Origin of the sequence: Sphingobacterium thalpophilum, from assembly GCF_038396785.1 — a bacterium.
GTDB classification, from domain to species: Bacteria; Bacteroidota; Bacteroidia; order Sphingobacteriales; family Sphingobacteriaceae; genus Sphingobacterium; species Sphingobacterium thalpophilum_A.
Window position 1 is genome coordinate 4093051 of sequence record NZ_CP151087.1, and the last position, 19124, is coordinate 4112174.

Below are 19124 nucleotides of genomic sequence, written 5' to 3' on the forward strand. Positions count from 1 at the left end.
GGATTAAATGCAAAACATGCAAAATTACAGATTTTAAAGGAATTATGCGAGCCTTTCTGACTTTTGGAACAAAATGTGATATACAAGTGATTTAAAAAAATAATGTACCTTGCACAGTAAATCTAAATTTATGCGAAAATACGACGTCAGCAAACAAGAGAAACAATCGATCGACGATATTGTCCAATTTTGGAAGAAAGAGAACTTATTAGATGAGCAAAAAGCGAACGAGCTGATGGATAGTTTAGACGTGAAAAGTTTTGATTGGGGACAACTGGCTAGATATGCCTTTTGGATTGCCTTGGCATCTCTGGTCTTCGCTGTCTTTTCGTTGTTTACAGATGCATCATTCTTGGCCTTTGTGGATACCCTCTACGAAGCACCTAATATCCTATTTTGCTTCTTTTTCGCTGCCGTGGCTGTATTATTCTATACGCTGGGTTTTCGGTATAAGAAACGCTATCCTTATAAAAATCTATCCACGGAAACCATGATGCTGATTGGGGTTTTCGGAACTGCGGCCTGTATCGGGTTTATGGGTAAAGTATTGGATAAAGATACGATGCACTATTCCCTGTTATTTTTACTCTCCGTGGCGATTTATGGCTTTCTTGCCGTCAAGCTCGAGAGTAAGCTGATTTGGACGTTTATGCTTTTGGCCTTGGGCGTATGGTTTGCGACCGAGACCGCCTACCATAGCAATTGGGGATTTAAGTTTTGGGGGATGAACTATCCGCTGCGTTTTACCATTTTTGGGGCACTGATAACCGCGTTGGCTGTTTGGGTTCAACCCAGGTTTGAAAGGTTACAAATCTTTCAGCCCATCAGTTATATTGTGGGATTGATCTATCTGATGGTATCCTTGTGGACCCTTTCTATTTTTGGAAATTATGCTGATTTCTATGAATGGACGACTGTACGTCAATACCATATGTTCTACTGGGGTATTTTATCCACTGCCGTGTCGGTATTCCTGGTTGTCTACGGCTTAAAAGCGAAAGATAACGTCAGCAGAGAAGTAGGCTTTGTATTTTTAGTGCTCAATATCTATACCCGCTATGTCGAGTATCTCTGGGATAATATCAATAGAGCAGTGTTCTTTTTAATTTTGGCCGTGTCCTTTTGGTTTGTCGGCCGTTGGGCAGAGAAATTATGGAACAAACGGAAGGAAGAGATTGCTGGATAACTCTTAAAATTGAATCGTAAATCCGACACCTCTATTCGAACTGATGCTCAGATTAGGATCCAGGCTTAAATATTTGCGGATCCGGGTAATAAAGACATCCATGCTCCTTCCTGTGAAGAAATCTGCATTTCCCCATACTTTTTCAAGGATTTCTTCACGCGTGACAAGCTGATCATTGTGTTGCCATAGAAAGAGGAGAAGTTGGGCTTCACGTTCAGTGAGCTTATATTGTTTCGAAGCATGGCTTAATAATAATTGTTCAGGATGGAATAGATAGCTCCCGATGGCGATCGATTTTGGAGTACTATTTTTCTGATTCCGCTTTAATATATTCTGTATGCGAAGCAATAGTTCCTCGGGATCACAAGGTTTAGTGACATAATCATCGGCACCGATTTTTAGTCCCGTGAGCTTATCTATTTTTTGCTCTTTGGCTGTTAAGAAGATAAAGGGTAAAGCAGGGTATAGTGCATTGATTTCTTTGGCGAGGCTAAAACCACTGATTTGAGGAAGCATAACATCCAGTATAACCAGATCGTAATCGGCTAGCTGCTGGAAATTTTCCGTAAGATCATTGGGCTGTGCTATCCAGTCTATGGCAAATGTGGATAGCTCAAGGTATTGCTTAAGCATAAAACCAAAATCGGGATCGTCTTCAACGAGTAATATTTTATTCATTTTTGTTTTCAGTAGTTGAGTTAATATAAATACTTTAGTCTATGGCCGTCTATTGTCTTTTCACAGCTTATCCTTGTTTTTGGTCATATTTCCGATGATGGGACAAGCGCATGCGGCAGCTGGATTTTAAACGTAGTCCCGACATTGGGTTCGCTGGTTACAGTAAGCTGTCCGTGATAACGATCGACGATTTTTTTTACAAGGAAAAGACCGATTCCCAGGCCTTTGGTGTCGTGAACATTGTCTTTTTGGATGCGGTAAAACTTGTCGAAAATATAGGGTAGCTCGGATTCCTCCATGCCATAACCATTATCCTGTATATAAACCGAGAGTTTACCTTTCTGATCCTCAAAAGAGATATTAATCCAAGTTGCACCATATTTTACGGCATTGTTCATCAGGTTCTGAAATAATGTTGTCGCATCATTTGGGCTCAGGCATAGTTTGCCGTCAGGCAAAGGACTTAATTGGAATGCGATAGCCGGATTGGTCAATTGATAATCGTCGAAAATAGCTTGTAGTTCTGTGCTTTTAACAGGAGGCTGATCAATAGTTTGAAGATTTTCGTTAAGTGGATCAAGGGTTTGTTCCAAGCGATTTACTTGTCGTTCAATGACGGTTATAATGCTTTCGTCTGTTGATTTCCGAAGTGTTTTAGCAGCAATTTTCAGGGTTGCAATAGGTGTTTTGAGTTCATGTGAAATATTGTCGACGACATCGTGCAGTACAGTGATCTGTTTCTGCTGTTTTCGGAGATTCTGAATGGTTCTATAAAAAAGCCAAAGAAAAGCGGCTAGAATAAATAAGGTGCTCAATAGGAGCGAAGTAAGTTCTTTGAACAATATCCAGTTGAGATTCGTCACCTCAAAGGATGTCTTCCTATGTACAAGAAAGGTATATAAGACTTCTTTGCTCTGGATGCTGTTTTCGATTTTCTGTGTTTCTGTTTTTTCTGTTATCCACTCGCTTGAGGAAAGTTCAACGGGCCGCCGAAAAGCTCCAGACGTTGTGTAGATGGTAATGGGACCCGCTGCGATCTGTTTTTCTAAGCTCTTGAAATAGATGCCCAAAATTTCTTTTTTCAGAATGACATCCATTCCAAGTGGCTGAAATAGACTGTCGACATATTGCGTTAGCCTCTGGGATGTTTTATGTGCATTTGCACTGTAAAGTCCTTTCAGTTTTTCAGCCGTAATCTCATTTTTAACCAATTTAATATAATAGTCTCTGGCGATGTCCTTGCTCATTAAATCATCATCAAAAAGCTTGTCATTGTCATGAAGCTTACTTAGCTTACTTTTTACAGTGGCAAAAATATCACGCTGTTTGAGCTGATAGGTATTGTACAATTGATACCCCTGTATGCCAATAAGTACGGCAAAAAATAACGTGAATAGGACGATATAACTTTTGGGTTTCAATTCCATACACAAATATAATTGCTGAGGGCTAAGATAATGTACCTTAACCCAGTATTAACCCTTTATTAACCATCATTTGTCACAACTATGGGGACTTTTGAAGCATAGCATATCAGTATGAAATGGCCGCGATTGTCAAATAGGTATGACCGCAAAACTGGCCTACGTATTACAAAACATAGATTCTAACAAATAGAATAATGCGAATAAGCTATACTAGAATTAAAAGACTAATTATTTGTACATGAAATTGATCCTATTTTTTCTGACTTTCCCCCTGTTGCTTTCGGCGCAGACTAAACAAATCGGGGGACAAGTACAGGATGCAAACAAAATTGTGCTGGCGGGTGCGACCGTTATGCTATTGGATAGCAACTATCAAGAGATCCGTGAAGTGAAGACTGACCATTTTGGAAAATTTGTAGTTACGCTGGATCATCCTAGTGGATACTATCTACGGACAAGCTATCTGAACTTCAAGTCTCAGGAACTTTTTTTTCGCAGCGATACCATTTCACGCCCTTTGTTACTTGAGCTCCTTCCCGAAGCAAAGGTACTTGAAGAAGCGCAGGTCGTGGGTCGAGCTCCCCGATTGATCCGTAAGTTGGATCGCTTAGAGTTCAACGTTCAGAATTCCAATCTTTCAGCACTGAATAGCTGGGATATTTTGAAGCGTACGCCCTTAGTGATGGTGAATGGTGCGGATTTAATGGTCCGTGGAAACAAAAATATTGTTGTCCTCATTAATGACAGAAAAGTAATGCTCACGGGAGACGAACTGAAAACCTATCTGGAGAATACAGCAGGTAGCGACGTGCAATCGATTGAGGTTATTACCAATCCACCTGCAAAATATGAAGCTGAGGGAAGTACGATTATCAATATTAAACTTTCCAAATCCAACCTATATGGCTATAGAGGCACGGTGGTTGCATTGGCCGAAAAAAGCAGTACCTGGAAGCAACTGTTTGGACTCACTCAGTATTATAGAAATGAAAAATTCAATCTTCGTGGTACTTATAATTTCGGACGAGGGACTTACGCACGCTATGAAACGAATTATGTTTATTATCCGAATGATCAAACCTCATGGGAAGGTGTCATGGATCGATTTGATACCAATAACAGTCAGAACAGCTATGTGTTTTCGATAGACTATACACCCGATACAACCTGGACGGTTAATGCTGGACTAAATGGTTATTACGGACCGAAAACCTATGGTATTTATGAAGTGCCCACCATTATATACGATAAAAATCATGTACAGGAGTCCAGTTATTTTACCACCAATGATCATCAACGATCGACAAAAACGAATAACCTCTACCTTCAGGTAGCAAAGAAGCTTAATTCCAGGTGGAGCATAAATTGGTTATCCTACTTCACTGACAATCATTCGACAAATGATCAAGACGTGCTGACGGCACTGCGATTTAAGGGGGAGGAACCCACAGATACCCGATTTATCAGTAATAATGGAAATAAAAATCGGCTTTTTTCTTCCCAGATAGATTTCACCGGAAAAATAAAGAAGCTGGGGCTGGAGTTTGGTGGAAAATTTAGCGATGTGAAAACGACGAGTACCCTTGCTTTCTTTGATGATGAATCAGGAGAGCTCGAGCAAAGGCCTGATAAGAGTAGTGTGTTTGATTACAAAGAACGTAATGTGGCTTTGTATGGCTCATTGGACTATGCCTGGAAAAAATGGAGCTGGAAAGCAGGCCTAAGGGGAGAATATACCGATTTGGAAGGTATTGTATCCGAACCAGCTGATATCAATAAGCGTGATTATTTTGTGCTCTTTCCGACATTTTACATGCAATATGCCTTGACTGACGATCAGCAGTTCGGTTTTTCCTATGGAAAGCGTATTAGTCGACCAGCATACTCCTGGCTTAATCCGGCTAAGTCCTACTATAATCGCTTTTCCTATTTTCAGGGAGATCCACGTTTAAGGGCGACGATCGTTCATAACCTGAATCTGACCTGGACAAAAAACAACTGGAATATCGATTTATTCTACCGATTTGAGAAGTGGCCGAATATGGAAATTTCCCTTCAAGATAACAACAATCACCAGCTGATTTTCCAATATACCAATATCAAGAAAGGACAAGGGGCGGGTATAGACCTGGGTAAGAGTTTTCAGCTGACAGGACGCTGGGGATTGAATCTACAGTTGGAAGGAATGTATAACGAGAATTACTTTATCGGTACTGATGACGTATTGCACAAGAATGATGTGTATATCGGCAACGGAAACGTAAGCACCAACTATGTGCTGAATAAGGATGACGGTTGGAATCTTGAGCTAGGGAATACGTTTACATCGCCCACGATACAGGGGCCATTTCATATTACAGGGTATTCAAGTACCTATGTGATGACAAATCGAAAATTCTTTAAAAAGAAATTTGAAGTAAATCTATCATTTATGGATATTTTCAAAACAGAGAAAATGACAATATCATCCAAGTACGGCGATCAAAATAATTTTTATAGGGACTATCGGGATACTAGAAAAGTAAATCTGACGCTGCGCTATCATTTTGGAAATCAGAAAGTCAAAAGCATTAATCAGCCCACTAGAACAGAAGAGCAGAATCGTTTGTAAATCAGTTAACCCTAGTAAAGTGAAATCCTTCCGATTCCCTGTATCTATTTTATTCATAATACATTGGTAAAGGAAATGGATGTAGCATTCATTAAAAACAATAATCCTCCACATCGCATGTGGAGGATTATCAGATGCTAAGAAAGTATTTTCTTAGTTTATTTTCAAAGAATACGTGATATTGATACCACCAGCGGCAAGCATATCGTGTACTGAGCAATATTTTTTAACGGCTAATTCAGCCGCTTTGGCTGCTTTTACCTCATCAATTTCACCTTTTAGGAAAAAATTAATGTGTATATCTGTAAATACTTGTGGAATTTCTTCCCGGCGTTTACCTTCTACTTCGACCTGGATATCGTCAATTTGTTGGCGTTGTTTTACCAATATGCTATGGAGGTCAAAGACGCTGCAAGAACCCAGTGCAATTAAAACCAATTCCATTGGACGCACACCTTTTCCTTCACCGCCGATAGCTTCTGAACCATCGATGTTGACTTTGACGGGGGATAATTCACTGCTGGCTTCGAAATGCACAGCTTGGTTGACACGGTTTAATTTGATTTTCATCTTATTTTATTCTTTTTTGCTCGTTTAGGCTGTGGAACGTGAAACGAGTTTTTTTCTGTTCAATCTATACTAAACAAACTTAGATAAATTACCTTTTATATACAATATAATTGCGTAGTATATAAAAGTAATTTATCGATCTCTCCTCTGCCTATTGAGGAACTTATTTATAGAGGAAATATACAAAAAAGGCAGACGATTATTCGTCTGCCTTTTGTCAGTATGTAGATCACTCTTTATTTTGTGACGGTATCCGGTAGTTTGACACCGCGATATTTCGCTACATCAACCTGTGGAATCTTTGAGCCATATTTAGAATTGATGGCGCTGATAAAGATGTTGGCCATTAGGGCGTTTCCAATTGGTGTTAAGTGAATACCATCTAAAGAGAATGCATTTCCGGTAATGTATTTTGCACTCACCGCTAGTCCGTTGATACGAACACCATCTTTTACATTATTCAAGAATTCATGCACATCAGCTAAAGCTAGGCCTTTTGAGTTTGCAGCAGCTTTGATAGCAGCATTATACTCGTTGATGCGTTGTACGACCGTTGCTGTTTCGCTTACATCAAGCACGTATTTGTCTTCCACGGGGTTCAGTGGGTGTAAGCCGTATGGAATTTGTGCCGCATTTGGTTTCCCCAATAATCCTGTTGAAGAGAAAGGGAGAACAAAATAATCTTGATCAGTAGCTGCACGAGAACCTGACTTTGTGGCAATGTAGATATTTGTTACCGGTGTCGGCGGATTTGTTGCATTCACAGCTGCCAATAAAGCAGCACGGGTTACCGTCGTAAAATAAGGTGTTGCTGTTACATCAGGAATTGTAGCCAATACTCCTTTTCTATCCCCTTGAGTCAATGCCTGTACATAACCATTGAGAATCGCAGTAAACTGAGCTGTTTCTGTCAACACAGTTGTCGGATCCGGTTTATTTGTTATTGGGTTAATGTTCACCACACCACCGTTAGTTGCCCAGCCGAGCGCATCATTATTGCCGAGCGCAAAACTAAAGAAGGTGTGGTTTTGAGTCGTGGAATAAGTGAAGTACGTTTTCATTGCATCTGCATCGGGCAGCAAGCGCTCAAAATACATGTTTCCGGCGGACGAACCCATACCTGCTACTCTAGAAAGGTCCATACGCATACCCGGTACACCAAGGTTGTTTATCGGGTCGGTATATTTGGTCAACAATTTTGGTGAAGCCGAGCGATAAGCCAATTTATCGGTTACCTGTGCCGTTATTGGCTGGCCATTGACAAGTGCTGTAAGCGTAATATAGCCAGAACCATTGGCTTGATCTTCACTGAAAAATGGCGATTTGAACTCACCTCCACCCACTTGTTTCAATTGCTCCGCAATTAAATTGGGGTAAGCCACCTTTTGGCCCTCCAAGTAGAGCCCGCCATCGGCATAACCTGCTGTCAATGAATTTCCGATGGCAACATATTTTGAAAAATTAAGCGATCCAGCCGAAGGCGTATATTCGTCCAAGGTAGGTTTACATGAGGCGATCGTTAAAAGTGCTAACGCGGCAGCTATATAAAGTTTGTTTTTTTTCATCTTAGTCAAATTTGGCTGTTAATTACCATTTATAGCTTACACCAATACCAGGAGCAAAAATATTTGTCGCATAAGTCCCCGAAAGATGACTCTCCACATTGGTTGATTGGCGAGCCACGATGCGTTGGTATGCAAAGGAACCTGTGACGTCAAATTTTGGTGATGGTTTTATTGTAAAACCTCCTGATATCAAATACCTGGTGTTATCTGGTGTCTCGGGATAAACATAGGCGCTCTGTTGCACCGGTGTTGCGATTACACCACCACCTATCCGTAATTGCAAGCGGTCGGAAGCAATGTATTCCAATCCTGCTTTGACGGATCCTGCTTTATCGTATTTTTTTGGTGAATGCGTATCTTGCAATACCGGCGTGTTTTCTTTGTAATCGAAATCTAGCGCTTTATAGATGTCGTAGTTGATGAGCGTTGCATCAAGAGCCATCTTCAATTTCTCCGAAATAGGGAAGGCAATGCCTGCGGCAAATGTGGATGGTAGCGGTAATTCAGCACTGAATTTGTTGCCCGAAGGGAAGTTGCTTGCTACCGATTCAGGAACGTCAAAAGTCGCATCTCCATTTTTAAGTTTGGTGACGACTTTTGAGCGGTAACTTACCGATATAGCGAATTCGTCTTCTAAGTTATAATGAATACCCACGTTATACCCCGTTCCAGTTCCAGTTCCTTTTAGGGTTGCCAATCCGGCGTGACCGTCCGGATAGAATACAGGAACAGAATTTTCGAGGTCTACGGTACCAATGTTGTATACAAAACCACCCCCAACACTAAAATTTTCAGTCAGTTTGAAACTTAATGTGGGCTGAATATAGATTGCACGTAGCGAAAGGCTGACCAGACTGAATTTACCTACCCAATCTTTTCCCCAATCGACGGCACCACCATACGGTGTGTATACTCCAATACCGGCTTTCCACCAGGAGTTTTTAGGGCCGAATGCGGCAAATAATGAAAAAGGAGTTGAAATCTGATTTCTAGTATGATAAACAACTGTACTTCCAACCTCTTGAAATGCAGATTTGTACATCACGGCATTACCGGCAACTGAAATAGCGTTATGGTCCATTTTTGCTAAAGCACCCGGACTATAAAAAATGGAAGACTCATCTAAAAAGTAAGCAGAACCTGCTCCCCCCATTCCCACAGCTTTGGGACTTTGTAGATTCACTTGAGATCCTTGTGCAAACAGGAGTGACGGACTTGCACAAAGTATTGAAAATAGCAGTTTCTTCATACTAGTGTTTATTTTTGGTTAACATTCCTCTTTCAAATACAATGCTAACATAATAAATGTTTGACTAAAATTAATAAATGTTGTGTAATATTTTTTTTGCTCGTACCTTTCCTCTATAAATTAACTATAATACAGTCCCCTTGCGCATTGGGTTTTGCGATTTTCCTCTTCGAGTTTGGTCAGCCGTAAGGCTGGCATTAACTCATGCTTGTGTACTTATAGCCTTTTCAGGCATTTGCATTGGCCAATTTAAAAACGGGGTCTTTTAGCCACCATAAAGATACCCGGCCTTTACGCAAAAAATTGTTATGGTTTAAGTTTCGCTATGCGTTCCATTTCTTTTTGGTGATACCGTATCCTGGCATCTAGTTTGGCTGGTTCGTAGATCACCTGTAGTGCCGGATTATAAGGGGTTAAGTCTTTTAGGATATTCCATACAACAACGGATATTTTTCGTGCGATAGCGATCAGGGCCTTTTTCGAGGATTTTCTTATACTTAGACGGTTGAATTTGTCTTTAAAATAGGAGCCTTTACAGCGGCTTGCCGCCCAGGCAACCTGTACCAGTATTGGCTTGAGATATCTGTTTCCTTTAGTGATTGCTGTACTTTTATATTTCCCTGCGCTTTCATCATTCTTTGGTCGTAATCCGACCCATCCGCTCAGTTTACCGCTGTTTTCAAAAACTTTCATGTCTGCGCCGGTCTCGGCGATGATCACAGCGGAACTGATACGGCTAACGCCGGGAATCGTCTTTAGCAAGGCACTCTGCCGTGGAAAATCACGCAGGCAGATAGCTTCAATCTTTTCTATATACTCAGCAGACTGCTTGATCAACAGGTCGTATTCAGCTTTTGCCATCTGCAGGTTGAAGCGGTGGTGCTCCTTCATGCAGCCGGTTAGTGCTGCTGCCAGCTTTCCGTTTTCTTTGTTCTTCTTACTGGCATAGACCAGTTTGCTTAAACGTACGGCATCACGCTCCCCGGCTATCAGGGCATCAATGACACTCAGCATACTTTTCCCTCCGATATCGGTCACAAGACTACCCAAACGGATTCCGGCCTGTACGAGGATATTGTCCATTTTGGTAAGCATACGGACTATCCGCTGTTGCAACTTGCTATAGGAACGGGTGTAGCTCCTGAGTTCCTGTATTCGCTCACCGGGCACAAAACTCCCGCGAAGCATATCTTTGTGAAGTAGCTGGGCAATCCACTGTGCATCCTTTACATCGCTTTTGCGGCCGGGCAGCTGTTTGATTAAAAAGGGATTCACCAGCATCAGATCAAAGCCCATTTCAGAGAGAATATTCCAGACCGGGATCCAGTAAATACTGGTACTCTCCATCGCTACTCGGAGAACACCCGCAGCCTTCAAGTAGGCTCCCAACTGTCGAATGCCCGTACTGAAGGTTTCGAAAACCTCCACATCCGAATAATGCTTCCCATTAAATACCGCACAAAAAATACTATCTTTATGCACGTCAAGTCCTGCTGTTTTCATATAACTTTTTTTTTCAACATAAAGATAAGCAGCGGGACTTGCTTTGATTGCGATAGCTCTCGCCAATTTTTATCCGCTTGTGTGTAATCGGAAAATTAAATGTAAATTTAAGTGCAAGGATACTAAAAATTAAACGATCATATTATATGGCTACAATCACTTTTAAAGGCAATCCAGTAAACACAAAAGGCAGTTTACCACAGGTTGGCGAGCAAGCTCCTGATTTTAAATTAACTGCGGGCGATCTTTCCGATAAGTCTCTTACAGACTTCAAAGGAAAAAAAATTGTATTGAATATTTTTCCTAGTGTAGATACCGGAACTTGTGCCGCTTCCGTACGTGCATTTAATAAAGAGGCTTCTCAGTTGGATAATACTGTCGTGTTATGTATATCGAAAGATTTGCCTTTTGCACAAGGTCGCTTTTGTGCGGCAGAAGGTCTAAATAATGTCGTGACATTATCAGAGTATAAAGATTCAAACTTTTCTGACGCTTATCAATTGGCTATCGCTGATGGACCTTTGGCGGGTTTATTGAGCCGTGTTGTCATCACATTGGATGAAAATGGAAAAGTATTGTACGAAGAGCAAGTCGCAGAAATTGCTGATGAGCCAAATTATGCTGCAGCGATCGCATCGTTGAATTAAGTAGGATGAGACTGAATAAAAAAAGCCTTTGCTTATGCAAAGGCTTTTTTAGTTAATGTATATTCGCTAACTATAACAAAGCGAACGTTTATTTTGTTTTCTCCAAAGCCTGCAAGATATCGTTGATGATATCTTGTTGATCTTCCAGACCCACAGACAGGCGGATACTGCCCGGTTTGATGCCCAGATTCAAACGTTCTTCTTCCGACAATTTTGAATGCGTCGTTGAAGCTGGATGCGTTGCGATTGATCTTGAATCTCCTAAATTAGAGGTGTATAAAATCATTTCCAAATGATCCACAAAGGCTTTTGCTCGCTCAAAACCACCTTTGACAACAAAGGTTACAATACCGCCACCAGCTTTCATTTGTTTCTTGGCCAGCTCATATTGTGGATGGCTTGGTAAAAATGGATATTTTACATCCTCAATTTCCGCATGATTTTCCAATGCCTCGGCCAAAGCCAATGCGTTAGAACAATGACGGTCCATACGGATGCCCAATGTGTCTAAACTTTTTGATATGATCCAGGCATTGAAAGGCGATAATGCGGGGCCTGTATGACGGATAAAGAACATCAATTTATCGATAAGCTCTTGTTTTCCGACAACAATACCGCCCAAAACACGACCCTGTCCATCCATATATTTGGTCGCCGAATGGATAACCAGGTCAAATCCATATTGAATCGGTTTCTGAAGATAAGGTGTGGCAAAGCAGTTGTCGATCGACAGAATGATGTGGGGATATTTCTCCTTGATTTTACCCAACCATTCCAAATCAACCAATTCTAGACCTGGGTTGGATGGTGACTCTAAAAAGATGATTTTCGTATTTGGCTGGATTGCTTTTTCCCATTCTTCGGGATTAGCTGCGTCTACGTAAGTTGTTGTAACGCCCCAACGTGGGAAGAGTTCCGTAAATAACTGATGTGTAGAACCGAATATTGCACGTGAAGAGACAATATGGTCTCCACTTTCGATAATTCCTGCAAAGGAGGCAAATACTGCTGCCATACCTGACGCAAAAGACAATCCTGCTTCTGCACCTTCAAGAATACAAACTTTGTTGATGAATTCTGAAGTATTTGGATTAGCATAACGGGAATAAATCATTGCATCCTCTTCGCCAGCAAAGACCGCCCTACCTTGTTCAGCGCTGTCGAAGATAAAACTTGATGTAAGGTATAAAGGAGTCGAATGTTCGCGAAGTGCTGAACGATCGACCTGTTCACGTATGATTTTAGATTGATCTTGTTTCATGATGTGTAAAGGTACGAGATGAAATTTTTATATTTGTATAATTAGCAATGAAATAACCCATTTTATGAAAAAAATATGGCTTTTGCCTTGTACTATATTCCTAGTGCTTTGCTTTTCCTGTTCAAAGGATGAGGAAGGAACTTTTGAACAAAGACCAATGCAAATTCCGATCTTGTATCTAGAGTCATCTACCGCTGAATTATTTATGTCTAACGTGAACGAAATGAAATTGAGTTATCGTGGGAAACAATTGGATCGCATTATAGGAGGATTTTTAGAGATACCTACCACGAACGGATTTGCCCCCTTTTTTACGGATAAGGTGTACTGGGACGTTCGTGTAAACGGAAATCGGATGATACTTGAAAAAAAGAGTTTTAATAAGGAACTTATATTTTCAGACAGACAGAAGTTATTATTTGAGGGCGGGAAAATTGTCGAACTTATCAATACATAGGTGATTTGCTAAAAGGGGAGTACAGCTACGTCGACGAGCAACTCAGGTCCTAAAAAACGTTCTATTTTAATTCAGCGAAGAACCTAGATAGCCTCGTTGTAAGTTATCCTAATTCAGCCTTTAAAACTGTTCAGATATTTAGTGACTATGATGCCAAGCCTAATGAGATCAAAGGAGTTATGGTGCTGGAAGAGTTTCTCCCCCGAGCCTTGTCGACAAACAATTATTTAAGAAAAAATACAGTTTCGATTTCTGAAACTGGCGAGCGGGTTCAAACTGGCCGGGCCACATGTGCTGAACAATTGTTCTACTAGTGCCAAGTATTATTACAGCATTCATGTTTTGCATATTTTAATCAATCGATTGATTAAAACAAAGAATACGATTTGACCTAGGGATAAATTCTGTTGGAGCTCAGCATCGATCGGTTTTGTACGCAAATGTTACATACAGCATTTTGCAAAACTTCTTATCTTAGGGCTTTACAACCTAATTTTCTAGCACATAAATATAGACTATGTTGACAATCTTGTTATCCTCCATTTTACTTTCCAGCGGGCCATTCGCCAAATCAGATACTTTAAAAGCTTACGGGGCCTTGCCAACCGAGCGTCAATTAAAGTGGCAAGAGATGGAAACGTATTGTTTGATTCATTATACGCCGACAACTTTCCAAAATAAGGAGTGGGGTTATGGTGATGCACAGCCCTCATTGTTTAATCCTTCGGCTTTTGATGCAAATCAAATTGCTAAGGCAGCTGCAGCAGGTGGTTTCAGGGGCTTAATTAGTGTGGCAAAGCACCATGACGGATTCTGTTTGTGGCCAACCAAGACAACATCCTATAGTATCGCTTCCTCACCGTGGGAAAACGGGAAAGGTGATATGGTCAAAGAATTTATGCAAGCGACCCATCGCAATGGGATGAAATTTGGTGTATATCTTTCTGCTTGGGATCGTCACGATGAACGTTACGGCACACCGGCCTATGCCGATGCCTACAGACAGCAGCTGACCGAACTGATGAGCAATTATGGCCCATTGTTTACCTCCTGGCACGACGGAGCAAATGGTGGTGATGGCTTTTATGGTGGCCATGAAGGAAAGCGTATCATCGATCGAACAACTTACTATGAGTGGCATGAAAAAACCTGGCCAATTGTACGAAAATTACAGCCTGAAGCGGTTATTTTCTCAGATATCGGTCCCGATATGCGTTGGGTGGGTAATGAAAAAGGATTTGCTGCTGAAACTTCATGGGCAACATTTACGCCGATTGGCTTAAACGGAAAAGTCGCTGTACCCGGAGCGACAGAATCACATAATGCCGAAACAGGTGACCGTAATGGTAAATATTGGATACCTGCTGAATGTGACGTGCCACAACGTCCGGGATGGTTTTATCATGAAGAACAAGATAGCCGTGTAAAAACACCAAATCAGCTTTTTGAGATCTATTTAAAATCCGTTGGAAGAGGAGCATGCATGAATCTTGGCTTAGCACCGATGCCTTCTGGTACATTACATGAGAATGATGTGAAGTCGCTGCAGGCTTTTGGGAAAAAAGTGAAGGAAACTTTCCGTACCAATTTAGCCAAAGGAGCGACCATCACGGCATCCAATGTCCGTAACGGTGATTCAAAATCCTATGGTACTTCATTTATTACCGATAACGACCGCTATAGCTATTGGGCAACAGACGATTCCAAAACATCGGCTACATTGGAAATAAAATTAAAATCCCCAGCGAAGTTCGACCTTATTCAGTTGAGAGAGAATATTAAGTTGGGACAACGTATCGATAGTGTTTCGATTGAACGTTGGGAAAATAACAGCTGGAAGCCTTTGGCCAAAGCAACAAGTATCGGCGCAAACCGCCTCATCAAACTCGAGCAACCTCAAACTGCAAGTAAATTACGTCTTCATGTTTATGCTCCTGTAGCGATTACGCTCAGTGATTTTGGATTGTTCAAGGAGTATAACGAGCCTTTTGCATTTAATACCAAAGAGGTGAAAAAGCTGACTGGATTTAAGATTTCGACAGGTAGATCCAATAATAATGCTTATTTATCTGACGGAAAACCAAGTACTTTTGCGACTGTTGCCGATCAAGGTGTAATCGTTGTCGCTACAGACAAACCTGTTTCTGGTATCGGCTTCCTTCCTCGTCAGGATGGAAAGAACGTAGGGACACCAACACATTATAAAATATCAACCAGTACTGACGGGAAAACATGGACCCTTGTTAAAGAGGGTGAGTTTTCCAATATTAAGGCGAATCCGATTTTGCAACAGGTGTTTTTCGATACGAACAGCGCAACCAAGTTTATCAAATTTGAACCAAAACAATTTATTGATGGCAATGAATTAGCCATAGCGGAATTTGAATTGTATGGTAAATAGATTTTTAATGCTTATCGTGGTATGTATATGTCATACCACGATGCTTTTTGCTCAACAAAATCCACTCGTACTTTGGTATAATAAGCCCGCGAAGGTTTGGGAAGAGACCTTGCCATTAGGAAACGGACTTATCGGCATGATGCCAGATGGAAATCCTAGTCATGAAAAGATCGTACTCAACGAGATTAGTATGTGGTCGGGCAGTCCAGAGGATCCCAATAATTATGAAGCCTATAAAAATGTTGAAGCTATTCAGGCTCTGCTTAAGGCCGGTAAAAATGATGAAGCCGAAAAATTGGTCAATGAAACTTTTGTGACCAAAGGCAAGGGGTCGGGTTTTGGTAATGGGGCAACGGTTCCCTACGGCTGTTATCAGCTATTCGGCGACCTTATACTCGATTATAAATTGCCTGCTGGAACGATCGAAGGTTACAAGCGTTCCCTCGACTTAGCGACGGCCTCTGCACAAACTTCATTCAAGATCAACGGGCAGCAAGTCCAACGCCGTTATTATACTTCTTTTGACAACAATGTCGGTGTTATTCAATTAAGCCAACATAAAGATGTGGTACAGCAGTTAGGCATATCATTCCAGCGCCAGGAAAATATTGACCGTTATACCTTGTTGGACGATGGGATTCTGGTTGAGGGATCTTTGCCTGATGGAAAAGGTGGTAAAAATCTGAAATTCGTTGGATTTATTCAGGTTAAAGGTAAAAATCTGCAGATCAACAAAAAGGATAAAACCTTAGAAGTGTCGGCAAATGGTGGTCTTACGATCTATTTCTCAGCAAGTACTTCCTATTATGGAAAGGACCCCTTACCTGTTGTCAAAGCGGCTGTTGCAGCCGCAAAAACTGCTGACGAACAGAAAATATATAAAAACCATCTCGCAGTCTATCAAAAGGTCTTCGATCGGGTAAGTCTTAATCTGTATGGAAATACAGCGAATAACGCTATTCCGACCAATGAACGCATTGCTAATTTTTATAAAAATCCGGTTGCTGATCCCGATTTGGCAACGGTTTATTACCAATATGGAAGGTATTTGAATATTTCAAGTGCTGCCCCGAAAAATACAAAAGCGCTCCCGCCAAACCTTCAGGGACTATGGGCTAATCAGATCAATACACCTTGGAATGGTGATTATCATCTCAATATCAATGCACAGATGAATCATTGGGGCGTGGAGGTCAATAACCTGAGCGAATATCATAAGCCTTTTATTGAAATGATAAAGCGGATTGCAAAAACTGGCGAGCAGACAGCAAAGGCTTACTATAACGCACCGGGTTGGGTGGTCTATATGATGACGAATATCTGGGGGTATTCCGCTCCGGGTGAGCAGGCTTCCTGGGGAGCGAGTACGGCCTCAGGCTGGCTATGTAACCATCTCTGGGAACATTATCTGTTTACCGGGGATAAAAATTACCTCAAAGAGATTTATCCGATACTCAAAGGAGCGGCAGAGTTCTACGATCATACATTGGTTCAGGACCCTAAAACAGGATGGTGGGTCACTTCACCGTCGGTGTCGCCGGAAAATGCTTTCCGAATGGCCAATGGAAAAGTTGCTGCGGTTGTGATGGGACCTACCATTGATAACCAGATCGTACGGGAGTTATACCAGGCGGTGATCAAAGCTGATTCTATCCTTACGACGACCGACAGTTTTGCCGGCGCCTTGAAAGCGAAGCTGAAGGATGTCCCTCCGCCTGTAGTTGTTAGCCCATCGGGGCGCGTAATGGAATGGCTCGAGGACTATCAGGAAGTTGAACCTAAACATCGACATGTATCACATTTATATGGTCTGTATCCCGCGGCATTTATCTCGCCACAGACGACACCTGAATGGGCTGACGCAGCACGTAAGACTTTAGCTGTACGTGGCGATGAAGGAACCGGCTGGTCTAGAGCATGGAAAATATTATTTTGGGCGAGATTACAGGATGGTGATCATGCACTCGAAATTCTAAGGCAGTTGCTTAAGCCCGCTTTTACCAATGAAACAACCTATCAGGGAGTCGGGGCAGGTACCTACCCTAATTTGTTCTGTGCGCATCCGCCTTTTCAGATCGATGGAAACTTCGGCGGCGCAGCCGGGATTGCCGAGATGTTGATACAGAGCCACAATGGTTATATCCATCTATTACCTGCGCTACCTAAAGCCTGGTCAAAGGGTGAAGTTAAGGGACTTAAAACCCGTGGAAACTATACCGTAGACATCAAGTGGGAAAATGGAAAGGTTTCCGCCTTGCAGATTAAAGGTAAAAAAGGAAAGCTTCGTCTATTTGAAAACGGAAACTATAAAGATTATGAAGTTCGTTAACTATTTTTGCTTGATTTCTGTGCTGGCCTTGGGGGCAACAGCCTGTACACAAAAGTCCGAATCGGCGAAGACAGCCGCCTTATTGAATAGCTTTAGCTATAAGATAACCGGATAAACCACTGCCGGGGACGGGACTCAGGTGAGCCTCGTCGATCACGACAATAAACTGCAGCAATTTGTAAAAACACAGGTTGCTAATGGGCAATTTGTTTTGGAAGGCGAACTAGCCATGGCCGGATTCTATGATATTCAGATAAAGGGTATGGAGGCCTATACATTATTTGTCGAAGACGGGAGTGACTATGATCTGAGTGAAAACCAGGGCAAGTTTACCTTGACAACCTCTTCGCAGAATGCCAAGGATTTCATACAGTTCAATGCGAACTATAAACAGCGTGAAGAGGAGGAAAAAAATAAAACGGCAAATAAAAGCCAACGGGTAAGGCAGTTGGAGAGTCAGTTGCCTTCGATGGCTGCAAGAAATGATGGTTCCTATGAGAAAACAGTCGATGAAATACAGCGCTTAAGTGGTAATGCCGCATTTAATCCACGCACACTATACGCCGATTTTATTCTCGATAGTACCCACCGTTCATCCTTAGTATTGCCTTATTTTTTTAAATACATCTCCTTGGATCAGACGAATTATAAAAAATTCGATGCCGCATTGCTGAGTTTTAATACGGATTTGCAGAAGCATCCTTATGTTAAATTTGCCCGCGAAAAGGTCGATAGGGTGAAAGACTTCTACGAGAATATGCCTGTATTTCCTGCTATTAGCCCGATGAATGTAGAACGGGATAGTTTGAATTTAAAGGATATTCCAAAGGCTAAAATGCTGATTGCCGCGTTTTGGAGAACTTCCAATACCAATAGCAAGGCCGATATGGAGATGTTACGGAAAAAAGAATCTCAATTGAACGCTATGGGGGTAAGGGTTATCTATTTTTCGCTGGATAAGGATCTGGATAAATGGATCAAATCAAGTAAGGAGCTGGCCCTAGGAAAGCAGAGTTACTTTTTGAATTATAATGACCAGGCAACGATGGAAAATGATTTTAGTATAGATCGTACGCCAAGTTATCTATGGATAAATCCGCAGACCTTCCAAATTTTATCCTTGAGTGGTGAGGATCCAGCAATGCCACAGTTTTTAGGGAAGGTAAAGGAATTTCTTGCTAAAAATTAACGATTATTGTCTTAAAAAAGCTTACTTTTGAATTAACTGTTTAATATTTGT

14 protein-coding genes are annotated in these 19124 nt (G+C 41.5%); 7 read left to right on the plus strand and 7 right to left on the minus strand.

What is annotated here, in order from left to right; translation table 11 throughout:
• Positions 1-130: 130 nt before the first annotated feature.
• Positions 131-1186 carry a DUF2157 domain-containing protein gene (locus tag AACH28_RS18100; protein WP_070570250.1) on the plus strand — a complete coding sequence of 352 codons (1056 nt, stop codon included), beginning with the start codon at positions 131-133 and terminating at the stop codon, positions 1184-1186.
• Between the two features lie 3 nt (positions 1187-1189).
• On the opposite strand, the gene AACH28_RS18105 is transcribed toward AACH28_RS18100, so the two are convergent.
• Together AACH28_RS18105 and AACH28_RS18110 are read right to left on the minus strand one after the other, a co-directional pair.
• Positions 1190-1864 carry a response regulator transcription factor gene (locus AACH28_RS18105; RefSeq protein WP_312357295.1) on the minus strand — a complete coding sequence of 225 codons (675 nt, stop codon included), beginning with the start codon at positions 1862-1864 and terminating at the stop codon, positions 1190-1192.
• 83 nt (positions 1865-1947) lie between these two features.
• On the minus strand, positions 1948-3291 hold the full coding sequence (locus AACH28_RS18110; RefSeq protein ID WP_341831163.1) for a HAMP domain-containing sensor histidine kinase: 1344 nt from the start codon (positions 3289-3291) through the stop codon (positions 1948-1950).
• A gap of 238 nt (positions 3292-3529) precedes the next feature.
• Here AACH28_RS18110 and AACH28_RS18115 point away from each other — a divergent pair, with 238 nt between their 5' ends.
• The gene (locus tag AACH28_RS18115; RefSeq protein ID WP_341831164.1) at positions 3530-5902 is read left to right on the plus strand and encodes an outer membrane beta-barrel family protein; all 2373 of its coding nucleotides are present in this window, start codon (positions 3530-3532) and stop codon (positions 5900-5902) included.
• A 153-nt stretch (positions 5903-6055) separates the two neighbouring features.
• On the opposite strand, the gene AACH28_RS18120 is transcribed toward AACH28_RS18115, so the two are convergent.
• The 4 genes from AACH28_RS18120 to AACH28_RS18135 all read right to left on the minus strand — a co-directional run bounded on the left by AACH28_RS18120 (position 6056) and on the right by AACH28_RS18135 (position 10789).
• The gene (locus tag AACH28_RS18120) at positions 6056-6472 is read right to left on the minus strand and encodes an OsmC family protein (protein WP_341831165.1); all 417 of its coding nucleotides are present in this window, start codon (positions 6470-6472) and stop codon (positions 6056-6058) included.
• 236 nt (positions 6473-6708) lie between these two features.
• Positions 6709-8037 carry an SGNH/GDSL hydrolase family protein gene (locus AACH28_RS18125; protein WP_341831166.1) on the minus strand — a complete coding sequence of 443 codons (1329 nt, stop codon included), beginning with the start codon at positions 8035-8037 and terminating at the stop codon, positions 6709-6711.
• A 22-nt stretch (positions 8038-8059) separates the two neighbouring features.
• Entirely contained in the window at positions 8060-9286 is a 1227-nt protein-coding gene (locus AACH28_RS18130; RefSeq protein WP_341831167.1) for an outer membrane protein transport protein, read from the minus strand.
• A gap of 306 nt (positions 9287-9592) precedes the next feature.
• A complete protein-coding gene (locus tag AACH28_RS18135; RefSeq protein ID WP_341831097.1) occupies positions 9593-10789 on the minus strand; it encodes an IS110 family transposase in 1197 nt (398 codons plus the stop codon).
• A 146-nt stretch (positions 10790-10935) separates the two neighbouring features.
• On the opposite strand from AACH28_RS18135, the gene tpx reads away from it, so the two are divergent.
• Positions 10936-11436 (plus strand): thiol peroxidase, encoded by a 501-nt coding sequence (tpx, locus tag AACH28_RS18140; protein WP_070570237.1) that lies wholly within the window; start codon positions 10936-10938, stop codon positions 11434-11436.
• Between the two features lie 88 nt (positions 11437-11524).
• On the opposite strand, the gene AACH28_RS18145 is transcribed toward tpx, so the two are convergent.
• Positions 11525-12697, minus strand: coding sequence for an aminotransferase class I/II-fold pyridoxal phosphate-dependent enzyme (locus AACH28_RS18145; RefSeq protein WP_341831168.1), 1173 nt, complete (start codon positions 12695-12697; stop codon positions 11525-11527).
• Positions 12698-12761: 64 nt separating this feature from the next.
• Here AACH28_RS18145 and AACH28_RS18150 point away from each other — a divergent pair, with 64 nt between their 5' ends.
• The 4 genes from AACH28_RS18150 to AACH28_RS18165 all read left to right on the plus strand — a co-directional run bounded on the left by AACH28_RS18150 (position 12762) and on the right by AACH28_RS18165 (position 19073).
• A complete protein-coding gene (locus AACH28_RS18150; protein WP_112375002.1) occupies positions 12762-13154 on the plus strand; it encodes a hypothetical protein in 393 nt (130 codons plus the stop codon).
• 517 nt (positions 13155-13671) lie between these two features.
• The gene (locus AACH28_RS18155; RefSeq protein WP_341831169.1) at positions 13672-15555 is read left to right on the plus strand and encodes an alpha-L-fucosidase; all 1884 of its coding nucleotides are present in this window, start codon (positions 13672-13674) and stop codon (positions 15553-15555) included.
• Complete coding sequence (locus tag AACH28_RS18160) at positions 15545-17884, plus strand: glycoside hydrolase family 95 protein (protein WP_341831170.1); 2340 nt, start codon at positions 15545-15547, stop codon at positions 17882-17884. Before AACH28_RS18155 ends, AACH28_RS18160 begins: the two co-directional genes overlap by 11 nt.
• Before the next feature lie 139 nt (positions 17885-18023).
• Positions 18024-19073 carry a hypothetical protein gene (locus AACH28_RS18165; RefSeq protein ID WP_341831171.1) on the plus strand — a complete coding sequence of 350 codons (1050 nt, stop codon included), beginning with the start codon at positions 18024-18026 and terminating at the stop codon, positions 19071-19073.
• The last annotated feature ends 51 nt before the right edge of the window (positions 19074-19124 follow it).

Excerpts from the sequence above, each read along its gene's own strand:
- tpx (WP_070570237.1), top strand. The coding sequence starts at position 10,936 with ATGGCTACAATCACTTTTAAAGGCAATCCAGTAAACACAAAAGGCAGT.
- AACH28_RS18110 (WP_341831163.1), bottom strand. The coding sequence starts at position 3,291 with ATGGAATTGAAACCCAAAAGTTATATCGTCCTATTCACGTTATTTTTT.
- AACH28_RS18160 (WP_341831170.1), top strand. The coding sequence starts at position 15,545 with ATGGTAAATAGATTTTTAATGCTTATCGTGGTATGTATATGTCATACC.
- AACH28_RS18105 (WP_312357295.1), bottom strand. The coding sequence starts at position 1,864 with ATGAATAAAATATTACTCGTTGAAGACGATCCCGATTTTGGTTTTATG.
- AACH28_RS18115 (WP_341831164.1), top strand. The coding sequence starts at position 3,530 with ATGAAATTGATCCTATTTTTTCTGACTTTCCCCCTGTTGCTTTCGGCG.
- AACH28_RS18100 (WP_070570250.1), top strand. The coding sequence starts at position 131 with ATGCGAAAATACGACGTCAGCAAACAAGAGAAACAATCGATCGACGAT.
- AACH28_RS18125 (WP_341831166.1), bottom strand. The coding sequence starts at position 8,037 with ATGAAAAAAAACAAACTTTATATAGCTGCCGCGTTAGCACTTTTAACG.
- AACH28_RS18130 (WP_341831167.1), bottom strand. The coding sequence starts at position 9,286 with ATGAAGAAACTGCTATTTTCAATACTTTGTGCAAGTCCGTCACTCCTG.
- AACH28_RS18145 (WP_341831168.1), bottom strand. The coding sequence starts at position 12,697 with ATGAAACAAGATCAATCTAAAATCATACGTGAACAGGTCGATCGTTCA.
- AACH28_RS18150 (WP_112375002.1), top strand. The coding sequence starts at position 12,762 with ATGAAAAAAATATGGCTTTTGCCTTGTACTATATTCCTAGTGCTTTGC.
- AACH28_RS18155 (WP_341831169.1), top strand. The coding sequence starts at position 13,672 with ATGTTGACAATCTTGTTATCCTCCATTTTACTTTCCAGCGGGCCATTC.
- AACH28_RS18135 (WP_341831097.1), bottom strand. The coding sequence starts at position 10,789 with ATGAAAACAGCAGGACTTGACGTGCATAAAGATAGTATTTTTTGTGCG.
- AACH28_RS18120 (WP_341831165.1), bottom strand. The coding sequence starts at position 6,472 with ATGAAAATCAAATTAAACCGTGTCAACCAAGCTGTGCATTTCGAAGCC.